This is a genomic window from Flavobacterium agrisoli, from assembly GCF_016522065.1.
GTDB classification, from domain to species: domain Bacteria; phylum Bacteroidota; class Bacteroidia; order Flavobacteriales; family Flavobacteriaceae; genus Flavobacterium; species Flavobacterium agrisoli.
In genome coordinates, this window is the sequence record NZ_JAEHFV010000002.1 from 675,147 (window position 1) to 692,136 (window position 16,990).

At 35.3% G+C, this 16,990-nt stretch carries 9 protein-coding genes; all 9 read left to right on the forward strand.

Annotated elements, in window-relative coordinates; all coding sequences use genetic code 11:
• Nucleotides 1-49: 49 nt before the first annotated feature.
• Nucleotides 50-1,393 carry an NADP-specific glutamate dehydrogenase gene (gdhA, locus tag I5M07_RS07955; protein WP_200105684.1) on the forward strand — a complete coding sequence of 448 codons (1,344 nt, stop codon included), beginning with the start codon at nucleotides 50-52 and terminating at the stop codon, nucleotides 1,391-1,393.
• A gap of 122 nt (nucleotides 1,394-1,515) precedes the next feature.
• On the forward strand, nucleotides 1,516-3,801 hold the full coding sequence (gene porZ, locus I5M07_RS07960; RefSeq protein WP_200105685.1) for a type IX secretion system anionic LPS delivery protein PorZ: 2,286 nt from the start codon (nucleotides 1,516-1,518) through the stop codon (nucleotides 3,799-3,801).
• 52 nt (nucleotides 3,802-3,853) lie between these two features.
• A complete protein-coding gene (gene recO, locus I5M07_RS07965) occupies nucleotides 3,854-4,567 on the forward strand; it encodes a DNA repair protein RecO (protein ID WP_200105686.1) in 714 nt (237 codons plus the stop codon).
• A gap of 110 nt (nucleotides 4,568-4,677) precedes the next feature.
• On the forward strand, nucleotides 4,678-8,079 hold the full coding sequence (ileS, locus tag I5M07_RS07970; RefSeq protein ID WP_200105687.1) for an isoleucine--tRNA ligase: 3,402 nt from the start codon (nucleotides 4,678-4,680) through the stop codon (nucleotides 8,077-8,079).
• Between the two features lie 6 nt (nucleotides 8,080-8,085).
• Nucleotides 8,086-8,466, forward strand: a complete 381-nt coding sequence (locus tag I5M07_RS07975) for a TraR/DksA family transcriptional regulator (protein ID WP_200105688.1) — start codon at nucleotides 8,086-8,088, stop codon at nucleotides 8,464-8,466.
• Nucleotides 8,467-8,554: 88 nt separating this feature from the next.
• Entirely contained in the window at nucleotides 8,555-9,148 is a 594-nt protein-coding gene (locus I5M07_RS07980; protein ID WP_200105689.1) for a lipoprotein signal peptidase, read from the forward strand.
• 61 nt (nucleotides 9,149-9,209) lie between these two features.
• Complete coding sequence (locus I5M07_RS07985) at nucleotides 9,210-12,371, forward strand: UvrD-helicase domain-containing protein (RefSeq protein ID WP_200105690.1); 3,162 nt, start codon at nucleotides 9,210-9,212, stop codon at nucleotides 12,369-12,371.
• A 327-nt stretch (nucleotides 12,372-12,698) separates the two neighbouring features.
• Nucleotides 12,699-14,162: an OmpA family protein gene (locus I5M07_RS07990; protein WP_200105691.1), complete on the forward strand. Its 1,464-nt coding sequence runs from the start codon at nucleotides 12,699-12,701 to the stop codon at nucleotides 14,160-14,162.
• 65 nt (nucleotides 14,163-14,227) lie between these two features.
• The gene (locus I5M07_RS07995; protein WP_200105692.1) at nucleotides 14,228-16,990 is read left to right on the forward strand and encodes a PD-(D/E)XK nuclease family protein; all 2,763 of its coding nucleotides are present in this window, start codon (nucleotides 14,228-14,230) and stop codon (nucleotides 16,988-16,990) included.

The window sequence follows — 16,990 nt, forward strand, 5'->3', positions numbered from 1 at the left end:
TTGTGATTAACAACGAAAACGTTTTCTTTAATCAATATCTTTTAATTTTATGTCGCAAAATGTTACTGCTTTCATGGAAGGGGTTAAGGCCAAAAATGCCCACGAACCCGAGTTTTTACAAGCTGTTTTTGAAGTAGCCGAAACAGTAATTCCATTTATCAATCAAAATAAAAAATATCAAAATAAAATGTTACTCGAGCGCATGATTGAGCCAGAGCGAGTGATAATGTTTCGAGTTAATTGGTTAGACGATGCAGGTACTATTCAAGTTAACCGTGGTTATCGCATACAAATGAATTCGGCAATCGGACCCTATAAAGGTGGTCTTCGTTTTCACCCTTCTGTAAATCTTAGTATTTTAAAATTCTTAGCTTTCGAACAAACCTTTAAAAACAGTTTGACCACTTTGCCAATGGGCGGTGGAAAAGGTGGTTCTGATTTTGATCCTAAAGGAAAGTCGGATAACGAAATCATGAAATTTTGCCAAAGTTTTATGACCGAATTGCAACGCCATATCGGTGCTGATACCGACGTGCCTGCCGGTGATATTGGTGTTGGAGGTAGAGAGGTAGGTTATTTGTTCGGACAATACAAACGTTTGCGAAACGAATTTACCGGAGTTTTAACTGGTAAAGGTATGGCGTTTGGAGGTTCTTTAATTCGTCCAGAAGCTACGGGTTATGGCGCTGTTTATTTCACCGAAAGCATGTTGCAAACCAAAGGGCAAACCTTAAAAGATAAAATAGTAGTTATTTCGGGTTCTGGAAATGTGGCCCAATATGCTACTGAAAAAGCTACTCAATTAGGAGCCAAAGTGGTTACGCTTTCCGATTCTAACGGTTATATTTATGATGCTGAAGGAATTAATGCTGAAAAATTGGCTTTTGTAATGGAATTGAAAAATGAAAAAAGAGGTCGTATTAGCGAATACATTCAGCAATATCCACAAGCTGCTTATTTTGAAGGAAAACGCCCTTGGGATGTAGCTTGCGATGTGGCGTTGCCTTGCGCTACTCAAAATGAATTGGATGAGGCGGCTGCCGAAAAATTAATAAGCAATGGTTGCTTGGCGGTTGCCGAAGGAGCCAATATGCCGTCTACGCCCGAAGCGGTTTTGGCTTTTCATAAGGCTAAAATTTTATTTGCTCCCGGAAAAGCTTCTAATGCGGGTGGTGTGGCAACTTCAGGGTTGGAAATGTCGCAAAATTCATTGCGTTTGAATTGGACAAGAGAAGAGGTAGACGAAAAACTTCAAAATATAATGTTGAATATTCATGCAGCCTGTGTGGACTACGGTAAAGAGTCTGATGGATATGTAGATTATGTTAAAGGCGCTAATATTGCTGGATTCGTAAAAGTAGCGGATGCTATGTTGGCACAAGGTTTAGTTTAGTTTTTGTATTTTTAAGCTTGCCTTCTTTGCTTTTGTCAAGGAAGGCATTTTTATTTGTAAAAGAACAAAATCAGTATCATTTTGTTTGTGTTATATTTGTCATTCAAAACAGAAGTTATATAATGAAAGCAAGGGTTTTACTGTGTTTTTTTCTTTTATTGGTTCAAAGCTTTTTCGGGCAAAATAAATTGCTTTGGCAGGGCTATTTTTCTTTTAATGAAATTAAAGATATTTCGCAATCTTCTTCCGCAGTTTTGGCCGCTTCTGAAAACGCTTTTTTTTCGAAAAATCAAGCTACAAACCTACTCGAAACCACTACGACTATTGAGGGATTGTCTGGACAAACCATTTCTGCATTTTATTACAGCGAAGCCTATCAGAAAAAAGTTATCGGATATGAAAACGGACTTTTAATTGTGGTCAATCAAACGGATGGCGCCATTCTTAAACTAGTTGATATCATCAACAAACAATTGTCTGTTACGGCCAAAAAAATCAATCATTTTACCGAGTATAATGGAATGCTTTATTTGTCTTGTGATTTCGGAATTGTACAGTTCAATTTAAAAACCTTGCAATTTGGCGATACTTATTTTATCGGAAATTCGGGTGCCGAAATAAGCGTAAAACAAACTGCAGTTTTTCAAAATGAAATTTTTGCAGCCACTACCGATGGTATTCGAAAAGCGACTCTTTCAAATCCAAATTTAATTGATTATCTGCAATGGACAGTGGTCATTCCGGGCAACTGGGTGGGTGTTGCGGCCAGCAATTCGCAACTTCTTGCTGTTGAAAATACAGGCAATATATCGCGTTATACTGCTTCTGGATTTTCTTTTTTTCAAACTTTACCACAAGCGGCCGCTGATGTGAGGGCTGTAAATGAGGGTTTTTTAATTACGACATCGGGGACTTTGTATGTGTATGGAGGACAACTCAATGTTATTCGCCAAATTAATTCAACGGAACTTTCAAGTACCGAGAATGTTAGTCTAACTTGTGCTACTTTAGTCAATGATAATATTTACATCGGAACAAAAGAAAACGGTTTGTATGAATCTTCTTTGACCGCGATGGCTCCGTTTATAAATGTTACTCCCGAAGGTCCCAAACGAAACAGTATTTTTTCTTTAGACGTGGTGCCAAATTCACTTTGGGCGGTTTACGGTGATTATACGGCATCCTATAATCCGTATCCGCTAGATACTTATGGTTTGAGCAAATTAAATGAAGGAAAATGGTTGAATATTCCTTATTCCGAAGTTTTAGAGGCAAAGTCCATGACCCGAATCACCATAAATCCGAACAATGAAAATCAGGTCTATGCGAGTTCTTTTTTCTCGGGTTTGTTGAAAGTAGAAAACGATGTTCCGCAAATTTTATACAATCAAACCAATAGCGGGTTAGAATCGCTTACAGCACTTGGTCCCGATTATATTGATATTAGGGTTAATGCGACCGCTTTTGATAAATCGGGTAATTTATGGATTGGTAACGGCTGGGTTAAAAATGGTTTGAAAGTTTTGCGCGCCAATGGTGCTTGGCAAAGTTATAGCATGACTTCGGTATTGAGTGATCCCGAAACTACTAGTTATGCCAATATGGTAATTGATAAAAACAGCGTGAAATGGTTGGCAACCAATACAAATGGTGTAGTGGGTTTTTCGGAAAATGGAAATTTGTTCAGAAAAATTACTACGGGGGAGGATACAGGGAATTTACCAAGCGTGGATGTACGTGCTATTGCATTGGATAACCGTAATCAATTATGGATTGGGACAACAAAGGGGTTGCGTGTTTTAAGTTCGGTAAATAGTTTTCAGTCCCAAAATCAATTGACAGCGAACCCGATTATTATTGAAGAAGACGGTTTGGCTCAAGAATTAATGTACGAACAGTCTATCACCGCACTTGCAGTGGATGGTGCTAATAATAAATGGATTGGAACTGTTGATTCGGGGGTGTTTTTAGTTTCTTCTAATGGTCAAAAAACACTATACCACTTTACAATTGATAATTCGCCTTTGCCAAGCAATAATATCAATGATATTAAAATAAATGCCAAAACGGGCGAAGTTTTTTTAGCCACAGCCAAAGGAATGATTTCGTTTAAAGGTACTGCAACCCAAGCCAACGATAATTTAAACAATCTATATGCTTATCCTAATCCGGTTCGGCCTGGTTTTACCGGTACAGTGAAAATTGCGGGTTTAATCGATAAAGCGAATGTAAAAATTACTGATATTTCAGGGAATTTAGTTTACGAAACCACTTCGGAAGGAGGAACAATAGAATGGGATACTACCGCATTTGGCAAACATAAAGTCGCTTCGGGTGTGTACATGATTTTTGTTGCATGCGAAGATGGAGCTGAAACCAAAGTAAAAAAACTGATGATTATTCGTTAATGTAAAGAATTGATCTTTCAATCTTTCACTCTTTCAATCTTTTTAATTTATAATGCAAGTAAAAACCAAAGCAATTGTAATTTCGGCTTTAAAATTTCAGGAAAAAAGCCTGATTGTAAAATGTTTTACCGAAGATTTTGGTTTAAAATCCTATTTTGTTCGCGATGCTTTTTCTGGAAAAAAAGCGAGTCAAAAAAAAGCATACTTTCAGCCTATGACCGTTTTGGAAATTGAAGCTGTTCATAAAAACAAAGGAAATCTAGAGCATTTCAAAGAACTTAAAATTGCCACGTCTTTTCAATCCATTCATACGGATATTTTTAAAAGTACAATGGTGTTATTTATTTCAGAAATACTGCATCATTCTATTCAAGAAGAAGAACAAAATACGCCTCTTTTCGTTTTTTTAGAAAACACCCTTAAATGGTTAGATGAGCACAACGAAATTGCTAATTTTCATTTGATTGTAATGCTAGAAATGACAAAATTTTTTGGTTTTTATCCTGATCTTTCTAATCTGGATTTTCCTTTTTTTGAAATGAACGAAGGGGTTTTTAGTCACTTTCAAAGCGCGGATACTTTGAGCGAACACGAAAGCAATTTGTTTAAAAAATTGATTACTTTAAAATGGAATGATGCTTCAAAAGTGTTTCATGTAATCGAAAGACAATTGTTGCTCAAAATACTAATCGATTATTATCACTTTCATTTAGACGGATTCAAAAAACCAAAATCACTTGAAGTTTTAAAAGAGGTTTTTTCGTAATAGACTGTTATTACTGACAAAAATGTCCGCTTTCTGTAACTTTCGACTTTCAATTTTCTACTTTCGATATAAATTTATTACTTTCGCACCTCGATTAAGAAAAGGATAAAATGAGTACAAAATTTACTGAATACAAAGGACTTGACTTGCCAACCGTAGCGTCGGAAGTGCTTGATTTTTGGAAGCAAGAAAATATTTTTGAAAAAAGTATAACCACTCGCGAAGGCAATGAGCCTTTTGTGTTTTTTGAAGGGCCACCCTCTGCAAATGGTTTGCCTGGAATTCACCACGTGATGGCGCGTGCTATTAAAGATATTTTTTGTAGATATAAAACTCAAAAAGGATACCAAGTTAAGCGTAAAGCGGGTTGGGATACACACGGATTGCCTGTTGAACTTGGTACCGAAAAAGAATTAGGAATTACCAAAGAAGATATTGGAACCAAAATTACGGTGGCAGAATACAACGAAGCCTGTAAAAAAACCGTAATGCGCTACACCGATGTGTGGAATGATTTGACCGAAAAAATGGGATACTGGGTAGATATGGAAGATCCGTATATTACCTACAAATCCAAATACATGGAAACGGTTTGGTGGTTATTGAAGCAAATCTACGATAAGGATTTGATGTACAAAGGCTACACCATTCAGCCCTATTCGCCAAAAGCAGGTACCGGATTGTCTTCGCACGAAGTAAATCAGCCGGGTTCGTACCGTGATGTTACAGATACAACTATTGTTGCGCAATTTAAAGCGATTGATGAAAAGTTACCAGACTTTTTACAAGGATTCGGAACGGTTCATATTTTAGCTTGGACGACAACGCCTTGGACTTTGCCTTCAAATACTGCTTTAACGGTTGGACCAAAAATCGATTATGTTTTATTAAAAACGTTTAACCAATATACATTTGAACCAATCAATGTGGTTTTGGCTAAAAATTTAGTGGGAAAACAATTTGGTAAAGGATATTTTGCTTCTGAAGAAGTTTCCGATTTTGAGAACTTCAAAGCAGGAGACAAAAAAATTCCGTATCAAGTTTTAACCGAAACCAAAGGAGCTGATTTGGTAGGAATTCGTTACGAACAATTATTGCCTTATGTGTTGCCTTATCAAAATCCAGAGAATGCGTTTAGAGTAATTTCGGGTGATTTTGTGACTACAGAAGATGGTACCGGAATTGTACATACGGCTCCCACTTTTGGTGCAGATGATGCTAAAGTGGCTAAAGAGGCAATTCCAGAAGTGCCGCCAATGTTAGTTTTGGATGACAATGGAAATCCTGTTCCGTTAGTAGATTTACAAGGGCGTTTTGTAAACGACTTAGGTGATTTGTCGGGTAAATATGTTAAAAACGAATATTATAACGAAGGTGAAGCCCCAGAACGTTCTGTGGATGTAGAAATTGCTATTCGTTTAAAAGAAGAAAATAAAGCCTTTAAGGTTGAAAAATACGTTCACAGTTACCCACATTGTTGGAGAACCGATAAACCAATTTTGTATTATCCGTTGGATTCTTGGTTTATAAAAGTAACTGAGGTGAAAGAAAGAATGTTCGAGTTGAATGAAACGATCAACTGGAAACCAAAAGCAACTGGCGAAGGTCGATTCGGAAATTGGCTTAAAAACGCTAACGACTGGAACTTATCCCGCTCTCGTTATTGGGGAATTCCGTTGCCAATTTGGAGAACCGAAGACAAACAAGAGGAAATCCTCATTGGTTCGGTTGAAGAATTGTACAATGAAATCGAAAAATCCATAGCAGCTGGAATTCAAAAAGAGAACCCTTTTAAAGGTTTCGAAATTGGAAATATGTCTGAATCTAATTACGATTTAGTCGATTTACATAAAAATGTAGTAGATGCATTGGTGTTAGTTTCTCCATCAGGAAAACCGATGAAACGCGAAGCCGATTTAATTGATGTTTGGTTCGATTCGGGAGCTATGCCCTATGCACAATGGCATTATCCTTTTGAGAACACAGATAAAATCGATGAAAACAAAGACTTTCCAGCCAATTTTATCGCCGAAGGAGTAGATCAAACTCGTGGATGGTTTTATACCTTGCACGCAATTGGTACCTTGGTTTTTGATAAAGTGGCGTATAAAAACGTAGTGTCAAATGGGTTGGTTTTGGATAAAAACGGTCAAAAAATGTCAAAACGCCTAGGTAATGCTGTTGATCCTTTTACAACTTTAGAAGAATTTGGTCCCGATGCAACCCGTTGGTACATGATTTCAAATGCGAATCCGTGGGATAATTTGAAGTTTGATATAGAAGGAATTGCGGAAGTGCGACGCAAATTTTTCGGTACTTTATATAATACCTATTCGTTCTTTTCGTTATATGCCAATATTGATGGGTTTACTTATAGCGAAGCAGAAATTCCGATGAACGAACGACCAGAAATCGATCAATGGATTATTTCAGAGTTAAATACTTTGATTAAAGAGGTTGATTCGTATTACGAAGATTACGAACCAACCAAAGCGGCAAGGGCTATTTCGGACTTTGTTCAGGAGAATTTAAGTAACTGGTACGTGCGTTTGTGTCGTCGTCGTTTTTGGAAAGGAGAGTATGCGCAAGATAAAATAGCGGCTTACCAAACGTTATATACTTGTTTGTTAACGGTAAGTAAGTTAAGTGCGCCAATTGCGCCGTTCTTTATGGATCAGTTATATCGTGACCTTACAGGAGCTACAAACACAGAGAAATTCAGTAGTGTGCACTTAGCCGAATTCCCAAAATACGTTGAAAACTTTGTTAATAAAACGTTAGAAGGTAAAATGCAGAAGGCGCAGACTATTTCATCACTGGTTTTGTCGCTTCGTAAGAAGGAGATGATTAAGGTGCGTCAACCTTTGCAAAAGGTAATGATTCCGGTACTTGACGAAGATCAACGCAGTCAAATTGAAGCGGTTTCGGACCTCGTAAAAGCTGAGGTAAACGTAAAAGAAATTGTTCTTTTAAATGATGATTCTGGAATTTTGGTGAAACAAATTAAGCCTAATTTTAAGGCTTTAGGACCTCGATTTGGTAGAGATATGGGGTTGATTTCTAAGGAAATACAAGCTTTTTCGGCGGAGCAAATCAATCAATTAGACAAGCAAGGAACGCTAGATATTGTAATTGCTGGAAAAGATGTAACTTTATCAATAGAGGATGTAGAGATAACATCTCAAGATATTGAAGGTTGGTTAGTGGCAAATGCTAACGGAATTACAGTAGCGCTGGATATTACAATCACAGACGAATTGAAAAGTGAAGGTGTCGCAAGAGAATTGGTAAATCGAATTCAGAATATCCGTAAAGATTCTGGATTTGAAGTTACAGATAAAATTAAAGTTCAGATTAAACGAAATGGTAATTTAGAAGAAGCCATTTTGAAAAATGAGAGTTATATAAAATCGGAAACCTTAACCGAAGAGTTGGTTTTCTTAGATGCGTTAGAAAACGGCACGGTAGTTGAGTTTGATGAGATAAAGACGATGTTATTAATTTCAAAATAATAAACCATGGTAGATGAAATTACGCGATACTCAGATGCTGATTTAGCAGAGTTCAAAGAGATAATTCAAAATAAAATACTGAAAGCACAAGCCGATTTGGATTTGATAAAAAGTGCTTACATGAATGATTTAAATAATGGTACCGATGACACATCGCCTACTTTTAAAGCATTCGAAGAAGGAAGTGAAACCATGTCGAAAGAAGCAAATTCGCAATTGGCTATTCGTCAAGAAAAATTTATTCGCGACCTTAAAAATGCTCTTTTTAGAGTAGAAAATAAAACATACGGAATTTGTAAAGTTACAGGTAAATTAATTTCGAAAGAAAGATTGAAAATTGTGCCTCACGCTACAATGAGTATCGAGGCTAAAAATATGCAACGATAATCCTTTTTGTCCAATCCATATTTAACGCTCCTTTTGGAGCGTTTTTTTTGATTAAATTGTTACTTTTGCGCCACTAAACACTATTCAAATGTCATTACGAAAAGCGTATTTGCTTATTTTTATCATATTATTAGTTGACCAACTTTCTAAAATTTATATCAAAACTAATTTTGTTTTAGGCGAAGAGGTTTCTGTTTTTAACTGGTTTAAAATTTTATTTATAGAAAACGAAGGAATGGCTTGGGGAACTAAAATTCCAGGTGAATATGGTAAATTAATCTTAACTGTTTTTCGCATTTTTGCTGTTTTTGGTATTGCGTATTGGTTGTCTGATTCAGTTAAAAAACAAAGCTCTACTTTTCTGATTACTGCCATTGCGTTAATTTTTGCGGGTGCAGCAGGTAATATTATTGATTCGGTTTTTTACGGTGTTATCTTTGATGATAGCACGCACAATTTAGCAACCCTTTTTTCGGATGCACCCTACGGCACTTGGTTTCACGGAAAAGTAGTTGATATGTTGTATTTTCCCATTTTTGATGGTTATTTCCCCGATTGGATGCCAATAGTTGGGGGTAACGAATTTAAATTTTTCAATGCTATTTTTAATGTGGCCGATGTAGCCATATCTACAGGTGTTGGAATTTTAATTGTCTTTAATAAAAAAGCATTTAATAAATAATTTTTTTCTCCAAAATACTCTTTTGTAAGTCTTATTTTTACAGTTATAAAATGTAAAAATAATGCAAAGACCTTCTTTTTCAATTTATGATGCTTCGGCTGGCTCTGGTAAAACTTATACTTTAGTTAAAGAATACCTCAAAATTATTCTTTCATCAACTAAAAATGATGCTTACCGTTCTATTTTGGCCATTACGTTTACCAATAAAGCGGTTCATGAAATGAAAACCCGAATTGTGGGTAATTTGAACGAATTTGCAAAAGAAACGCCTTCTTCAAAAGCATTGGATTTGATGCGAGATTTGGCTCCAGACCTTAAACTTTCGGTTGAACAAATTCAGCTAAAATCAAAACAAATCATCAAACATCTCATTCACAATTATGCGGCTTTTGATATTTCAACGATAGACAAATTTACACATCGCGTAATTAGGGCTTTTGCCTACGATTTGAATTTGCCAATTTCTTTTGAAGTTACGCTCGATACCGAAAGTTTGTTAATTGAAGCGGTTGATGCCTTAATTGCACAAGCGGGTCGTGATGATAAATTGACGAAACTTTTAGTTGATTTTACAATGACCAAAATTGATGATGATAAATCTTGGGATGTGTCAAGGGAAATTCTGGAAACGGGAAAATTGATTTTTAATGAGAATAACAGAAATGAGATTTTAAGTTTTAAAGAGAAATCCATTGAAGATTTTGTGGATGTAAAAACGAAGATTGATGCACAAATCACAGCATTTGAAAAACAAACCGTTTCAATTGCTGCTGAAGCCATGCTGTTGTTGGAGAAAAATAACATTGATCTAAAGTCGTTTTCTGGTGGGTTTTTTCCAAAACATTTGCAAAGTATTGTTGATGGAAAATTTAATCCTAAAAACAAACAATACCACGAAGTGGAAGATGTTAAAATCAATAAAACAGCTACGGATAGAGACGCTATCGAAAGTTTGATTCCGGATTTGTTGCAAAAACTAAAGGTGATTTATGCCTTGTTTCATAAAGTGCATTTTTATAAAGCTATTTTAAAAAATATTACGCCACTTTCGCTTTTGAATACGGTTAGTAACGAACTAAGTAAAATTCAAGAAGAACAAAATGTTTTGTCTATTGCCGAATTTAACGCGATAATCCATCGCGAAATTCAAAACCAACCCGCGCCCTTTATTTATGAACGAATAGGGGAGCGCTACCGCCATTTTTTCATCGACGAATTTCAGGATACCTCGCAAATGCAATGGGAGAATTTGATTCCCTTAATTGATAATGCTTTGGCAGGTCAAGACGAATCGGGAGAAAAAGGGACTTTGATGATCGTGGGAGATCCTAAGCAATCAATTTACCGTTGGAGGGGTGGGAAAGCAGAACAGTTTATTGAGTTGAGTAAGAGTTCGAATCCGTTTAGCAACAACGACAAAAAGCTAACACATTTGGATACGAATTATCGCAGTTTTAGTGAGGTGATTCATTTTAATAATGATTTTTTTAATTTCCTTTCGGGGCATTTCGATAATCCAGATTATAAAGATTTATATGAAAATCATAGTTTTCAGAAAGATAATGCAAAAAAGGGAGGTTATGTAAATATTTCTTTTCTGCCGAAATTGTCTTCGTCCGAAACCGAATCGGAAGAAGATACGTTGGATAAAGTAGAAAGATATGTGTTGAAAACGGTTGAAACCATTCAGAAAGTAAAAAAAGAGGGTTTTGATTATAAAGATATTGTGATTTTAACACGTAAAAAAGATCAAGGCGTTGCTATTGCTAATTATTTAACCGAACAAAAAATCCCATTAATTTCCTCTGAAACACTTTTAATAAATAATGCCTCCGAAGTTCGGGTAATTATTCATTTTTTAGAATACTTGCATAATAAAGCCAATCTAGAGGCAAAAGCAAATTTACTTTATTATATAGGGCAAACTGCTGTTGTGATTGAAGAAGTGGCTGATTTTATTGCTGAAGGAATGCAATGCACTGATGATGTAGTCTTCGAAAATTGGTTATTGGGTTACGGGATTTCGTTTTCATTTTCCGATATCCGAAAAAAAACACTATATGAGGCGGTAGATTTGATTTTGCGAAAGGTGGTAAAACCGCATTCGAACAATGCCTACGTGCAGTTTTTTTTAGATTTAGTGTTAGAAAAAGATATAAAAAACCAAGCGGGTATAGCGGACTTTTTAGTGTATTGGCATAAAAACAATCGCAAATTCAGTATCCCGTCTCCCGATGGAAATGATGCGGTGCGAATTATGACCATTCATAAATCGAAAGGATTGGAGTTTCCGGTAGTGATCATGCCTTTTGCAGATGAAGATTATGTCAAAAAACCTAAAGATAAATTGTGGTTGGATGCAGATGAAGAGGAATTTGAATTTTCAAAACTTTTGGTTGATAACACAAGTGCTGTTGCTGAATTTGGTGATTCGGCTTCTGAGTTATACCATCAAAAAAAGCAAGAAGAGCTTTTGGATAATGTGAATGTTTTATATGTGGCACTAACAAGGGCTGAAGAACAGTTGTATGTTATTTCACAAATGCAAACTATAACTAAGTCAACTGGCGAATGGCCGAATACAATGGCTTCATTTTTTATTCGATTTTTAGAGCAAAAAAAACAGTTTGATGAGGATAAATTAGAGTACGAATTTGGTGCTTTTTTCAGGATTTCCTCAAAATCCGATCCGATTTCAGATGTAGAAACTATTCCATTTACCGAAGATGTTTTTGATTTGAATAAAGTGAAAATTGCTCAAAAAGAAGCTTTAATGTGGGGGACACATCAAAGAGAAGCGATTGCTTACGGTAATGTGATTCACGAAATTTTGTCCTTCATAAAATATAAAAGTGAAGTAGATTTGGCGCTGCATAAAGCACTCGAATTGGGTTTGATTATTTTAGAACAAGTAGAAATTGTAAAAGAAACGATTTATAAAATCATCTATCATCCTAGATTAAGTTCTTTTTACGATGATGAAATGCAGGTTTTAAATGAACAAGAGTTAATTCAGCAAAACGGAAAAATTTTAAAACCAGATCGTATGGTTTTTGATTCTTTAAAAAAGGCTTATGTGGTAGATTATAAAACAGGTAAGCCAAATCCAAAATACAATACGCAACTATTAGAATACGCGGATGTAATAGAGCTGATGGGGTTCGAAGTGGTTGAAAAAGCTTTAGTGTATATTGGGGAAGATATTGAAGTGGTTTTTTTATGATAGGGGTTTAAATTTGTCATTGGTTATCTTGTTAAAAATTAACAGTTTAGGATTTGAGTTTTAACAAGGTAAAATGGTTCTTGGGAAGTCTTAAAAAAGCTAAAATCTCTTTCTTTTTGATTGAAAAGAGGTTTTTAATTGTGTTTTTTTAATTGCTTTAGCTCTTTTTGTTTTGAATTGTTAAAAACAAGCGTAACTCCTTAATTTCGAGCTTGTAAGGCAATAATGATAAATTTTGTAAGTTTTTTTAACATTTTGCTTTGTATTTAAAAAATTACGTCTTACTTTTGTTTATAATTAACTAAATTGTAATTAAAAAAATTAAGTATGAAACATCTTAACAAACTTTTAGTTGCTGTATTGATGGCGATGGGATTTTCTTCTCACGCACAGGACAGTAATAATCCCTGGGCTATCTCTTTTGGGGTAAATGCCGTGGATACTAGAACAAGTGCTGGGCCAGAGCATGTTAATTGGTTCCAACAACATTTTTCTCAACCATTCGACGTAAGTGATAACTGGAATATACTTCCTTCTTTGTCTTACTTGAACGTGTCTCGATACGTAGGGTCTGGGTTCTCTGTTGGTTTAATGGGGTCGGTTAATAAAATTGATAAATTTGTTGTTTTTGATCCAACAGCGCCAGGTCATGACAGTAGAGGTATGGTTGTTGAAAATCCAGGTGATTTAATGTATTATGGAATTGATGCTACTATTAAATATAGCTTCAAAGAATTAATTGGATCAAAATGGTTCGATCCTTCGTTATCTGTTGGTGGAGGTTATACTTTCTTCGGAGATAGTAGCTTTGGTACAGTTAACCCAGGTGCTGGATTGACTTTCTGGTTTACTGATGCTATCGGTCTTGAGTTAGCTACACGTTACAAATGGTCTTTTGGTGATAGAGAAGATGCTGCTGGTGCTCCAGACGCTCCATCTCATTTCCAACATACTGCTGGTATCATCTTCCAATTTGGAGGAAAAGATACAGATGGTGACGGAATCTACGATAAAGATGACGCTTGTCCAGATGTTGCTGGTTTAAAACAATTCAACGGATGTCCTGATACTGACGGTGATGGAATTGTTGATGCTTCAGATGCTTGTCCAGATGTATTTGGTTTAGCTGCGTTAAACGGTTGTCCTGATACTGATGGTGATGGTATCGCTGATAAAGATGACGCTTGTCCAGATGTTGCTGGTTTAGCTGCATTAAACGGTTGTCCAGATGCTGACGGTGATGGTATCGCTGATAAAGATGACAAATGTCCTACTGAAGCAGGTCCTAAAGAAAACCAAGGTTGTCCTTTCTTAGATGCTGATAAAGATGGTATTGCTGATAAAGATGATGACTGTCCTACAGTAGCTGGTCCAGCTAGTAACAGAGGATGTCCTGAAGTAACTACTGAAGCTTTAGAAGATCTTAAAATCAACGCTAGAGCAGTATACTTTGATACAGGAAAAGCTACCTTCAAAAAAGGTGATGCTCAAACTCCACAAAGATTAGATGCAATGAAAGAAATCTTGAAAAACTATCCTAACGCGAAATTCAGTATTGAAGGACACACAGATAGTACAGGTTCTGCAAAAATCAATGACAAACTTTCTCAAGAAAGAGCTGAGGCTGTTATGAATGCATTAATCGAAAGAGGAATCAATCCAGAAAACTTATCTGCTAAAGGATATGGTTCATCTAAACCAGTTGCAACTAACAAAACTGCTGCTGGTAGAGCTCAAAACAGAAGAACAGAAGTTGTTCACGTGGGTTCTAAATATGAAGGAAAATTGTAATATACAGTTTTAAATAATTTTAAAAAGCCATTCTTAATTGAATGGCTTTTTTTATTTTTATACTTATGTCAAATAATAGATTCTTAGATAAAATTGCAAAAACAATTTTAGAACTTCATGCCGATAAATTAGCTGATTTAGTAGTGGTTTTGCCAAATAAAAGGGCAAAGGTTTTTTTAATGGAAGCACTTTCCTTGCAGATACAGTCTAATATTTTGGCTCCTAAAATAATCAGTGTAGAAGACTTTGTTCAAGAGGTCGCAACTATTCGGGCAATTGATTCTATCGAATTGTTGTTTGAGTTTTTTCAGGTTTACCTTCAGATAACTCCAATCGAAAGGCAAGAAACTTTTGAGTCTTTTGCGAATTGGGGAAAAATGTTGTTGCAAGACTTTAATGAAATTGATCGCTATTTGCTAAATCCACAGCACATACTTTCGTATTTAAAAGATATTGAAGATATCAAAAGATGGGGAGTTACGGTGGAAAACAAAACCCAATTACTGGAGAATTATATTGATTTTTGGAAATTATTACCACTGTATTATGACCAATTGTATGAACATCTTAAGAGTAATAATGTAGGCTATCAAGGTTTGATTTATAGGGAGGCAGTTGGCAATCTTAAGCAATTTACAGAAAAATTGGGACAAAAATATTTTCTTTTTGCTGGTTTTAATGCTTTAAATGCAGCAGAAGAAAAAATTATCCAGCATTTAATTGGTCTTCAAAAAGCGAGCATTTATTGGGATATAGATCAGGTTTTTTTAAATGATCCGCAACACGATGCGAGTTTGTTTATAAATCGATTCAAATCGAAGTGGAAACAGTATAAAACACATCCTTTTGAATGGATTATGAATGATTTTGCTCAACCTAAAAACATTCAGGTTATTGGAACTCCTAAAACGATTGGACAAGCTAAAATTGTGGGGTCAATTGTAAAGGAACGGATTGCTGAATTTGGAGTAGCGACCTTAAAAAAAACAGCCATAGTATTAGGCGATGAGCATTTACTACTTCCTGTTTTGCATTCGCTACCTAATAGTGTCGAAAAACTCAATATAACGATGGGGTATTCGAGTAAGAATAATCCCGTTCAGATTTTGGTTAATAAGTTTTTTAAGATGCATACCAATGCTATGGCGAGAGATAATGCATCGTATTTGTTTTATTATAAAGATGTTTTGGATGTTTTGAATCATCCGTTAGTTGCACCTTACGCGCAAGCACAAACACTTGTAGATTTCATTAATAAAAACAATTATACCTTTATTACACAGCGTAAAATTACCGAATTATATACGGGGTCTTCAGAAATGTTTATCCTCCTTTTTAAAAAATGGGATGCCGATTGTGTTGCGGTATTACAATCTATTTCGGATTTGCTCTTACAGATTAAAGAAAAATTAAGTAACGATTCTAAAGATGATGTTATACTTAAAACGTTTGTTTATTCTGTTTTTAAAGTGATTAATAAACTAACTACTTATTTTTCCAAGTACCAAGTCATTAATAAAATAGATACACTTTATACTATTTACAAACAGGTTATTGAGTTAGCTGAAGTTTCGTTTGAAGGGGAACCTCTGGATGGTTTGCAAATAATGGGGGTTCTGGAAAGCCGTGTTTTGGATTTTGATACGGTGATTATAACTTCAATGAACGAAGGGAAATTTCCTGCTGGTAAATCGCAAAATTCCTTTATTCCTTATGATGTTAAACGTGAATATGATTTGCCTACTTTTAAGGAAAAAGACGCCATTTATACGTATCATTTTTATCATTTGTTACAACGCGCTTCTAATGTTTATCTTTTGTATAACACCGAAAGCGACGGTATTGATGCTGGTGAAAAAAGCCGATTTATCACCCAATTAGAAGTCGAAAAACAGCCAAATCATGCGTTGAAAACTACTTTTTTATATCCCAATTTGCCCGAGGAAGCTAGTTCTCCCATGGTAATTTCTAAAACATCAAAAGTGATGGAACGTTTGTTTGAAATTGCTAAAAAAGGTTTTTCGCCTTCTTCTTTAACCACTTATATCCGAAATCCAATTCAGTTTTATTTGCAACGAATTTTGCAAATTAAAGAAGTGGATGAAGTGGAAGAAAATATCGCATTAAATACGTTAGGAACCATCATTCACGAATCTTTAAAGGTTTTATTCGAACCATTTATCGGTCAAATATTAACCGAAAAAGCGATTCAACAGTGTTTTTCTTTATTAGAAAAAGAGGTTCTAGAGCAGTTTAAATTGGTTTACAAAGAAGGTGAAATTAATAAAGGCAAAAATTTATTGGCTTTTGAAGTTGCAAAACGAAATATCACCAATTTTTTAAATCTGGAATTAAAGAGTATTCGCGATGGAGAGATGATTAAAATTATAGCGCTTGAGCAAACATACGAAAGAGAATTATTGCACCCCGATTTGCCATTTCCGGTTATTATAAAAGGAAATGTCGACCGCATTGAAGAACGCAATGGGAAGTTGCGAATTGTGGATTATAAAACGGGGAAAGTAGAAAAACGCAACATGGTTTTAAAGTCATGGGAAGGTTTGACAGAGGATATTAAAAACGAAAAAATAATTCAGGTTTTAGCGTATGCTTTTATGTATCAAGAATTGGCGAATGGAATGCCTATTGAGGCCGGAATTATATCGTTTAAAAATTTAAAAGCAGGCTTTTTGCCTTTTGAATTTAAACCTGATAAAGCTAGCGAGTCAATTATTACATCTTTTATAATTGAGGAATATACCCAACAGATCGCGATTTTGTTAAAAGAAATTTTAGATGAAAAAACACCTTTTGAAGAAAAAATATAA

Excerpts from the sequence above, each read along its gene's own strand:
- gdhA (WP_200105684.1), top strand. The coding sequence starts at position 50 with ATGTCGCAAAATGTTACTGCTTTCATGGAAGGGGTTAAGGCCAAAAAT.
- porZ (WP_200105685.1), top strand. The coding sequence starts at position 1,516 with ATGAAAGCAAGGGTTTTACTGTGTTTTTTTCTTTTATTGGTTCAAAGC.
- recO (WP_200105686.1), top strand. The coding sequence starts at position 3,854 with ATGCAAGTAAAAACCAAAGCAATTGTAATTTCGGCTTTAAAATTTCAG.
- ileS (WP_200105687.1), top strand. The coding sequence starts at position 4,678 with ATGAGTACAAAATTTACTGAATACAAAGGACTTGACTTGCCAACCGTA.
- I5M07_RS07975 (WP_200105688.1), top strand. The coding sequence starts at position 8,086 with ATGGTAGATGAAATTACGCGATACTCAGATGCTGATTTAGCAGAGTTC.
- I5M07_RS07980 (WP_200105689.1), top strand. The coding sequence starts at position 8,555 with ATGTCATTACGAAAAGCGTATTTGCTTATTTTTATCATATTATTAGTT.
- I5M07_RS07985 (WP_200105690.1), top strand. The coding sequence starts at position 9,210 with ATGCAAAGACCTTCTTTTTCAATTTATGATGCTTCGGCTGGCTCTGGT.
- I5M07_RS07990 (WP_200105691.1), top strand. The coding sequence starts at position 12,699 with ATGAAACATCTTAACAAACTTTTAGTTGCTGTATTGATGGCGATGGGA.
- I5M07_RS07995 (WP_200105692.1), top strand. The coding sequence starts at position 14,228 with ATGTCAAATAATAGATTCTTAGATAAAATTGCAAAAACAATTTTAGAA.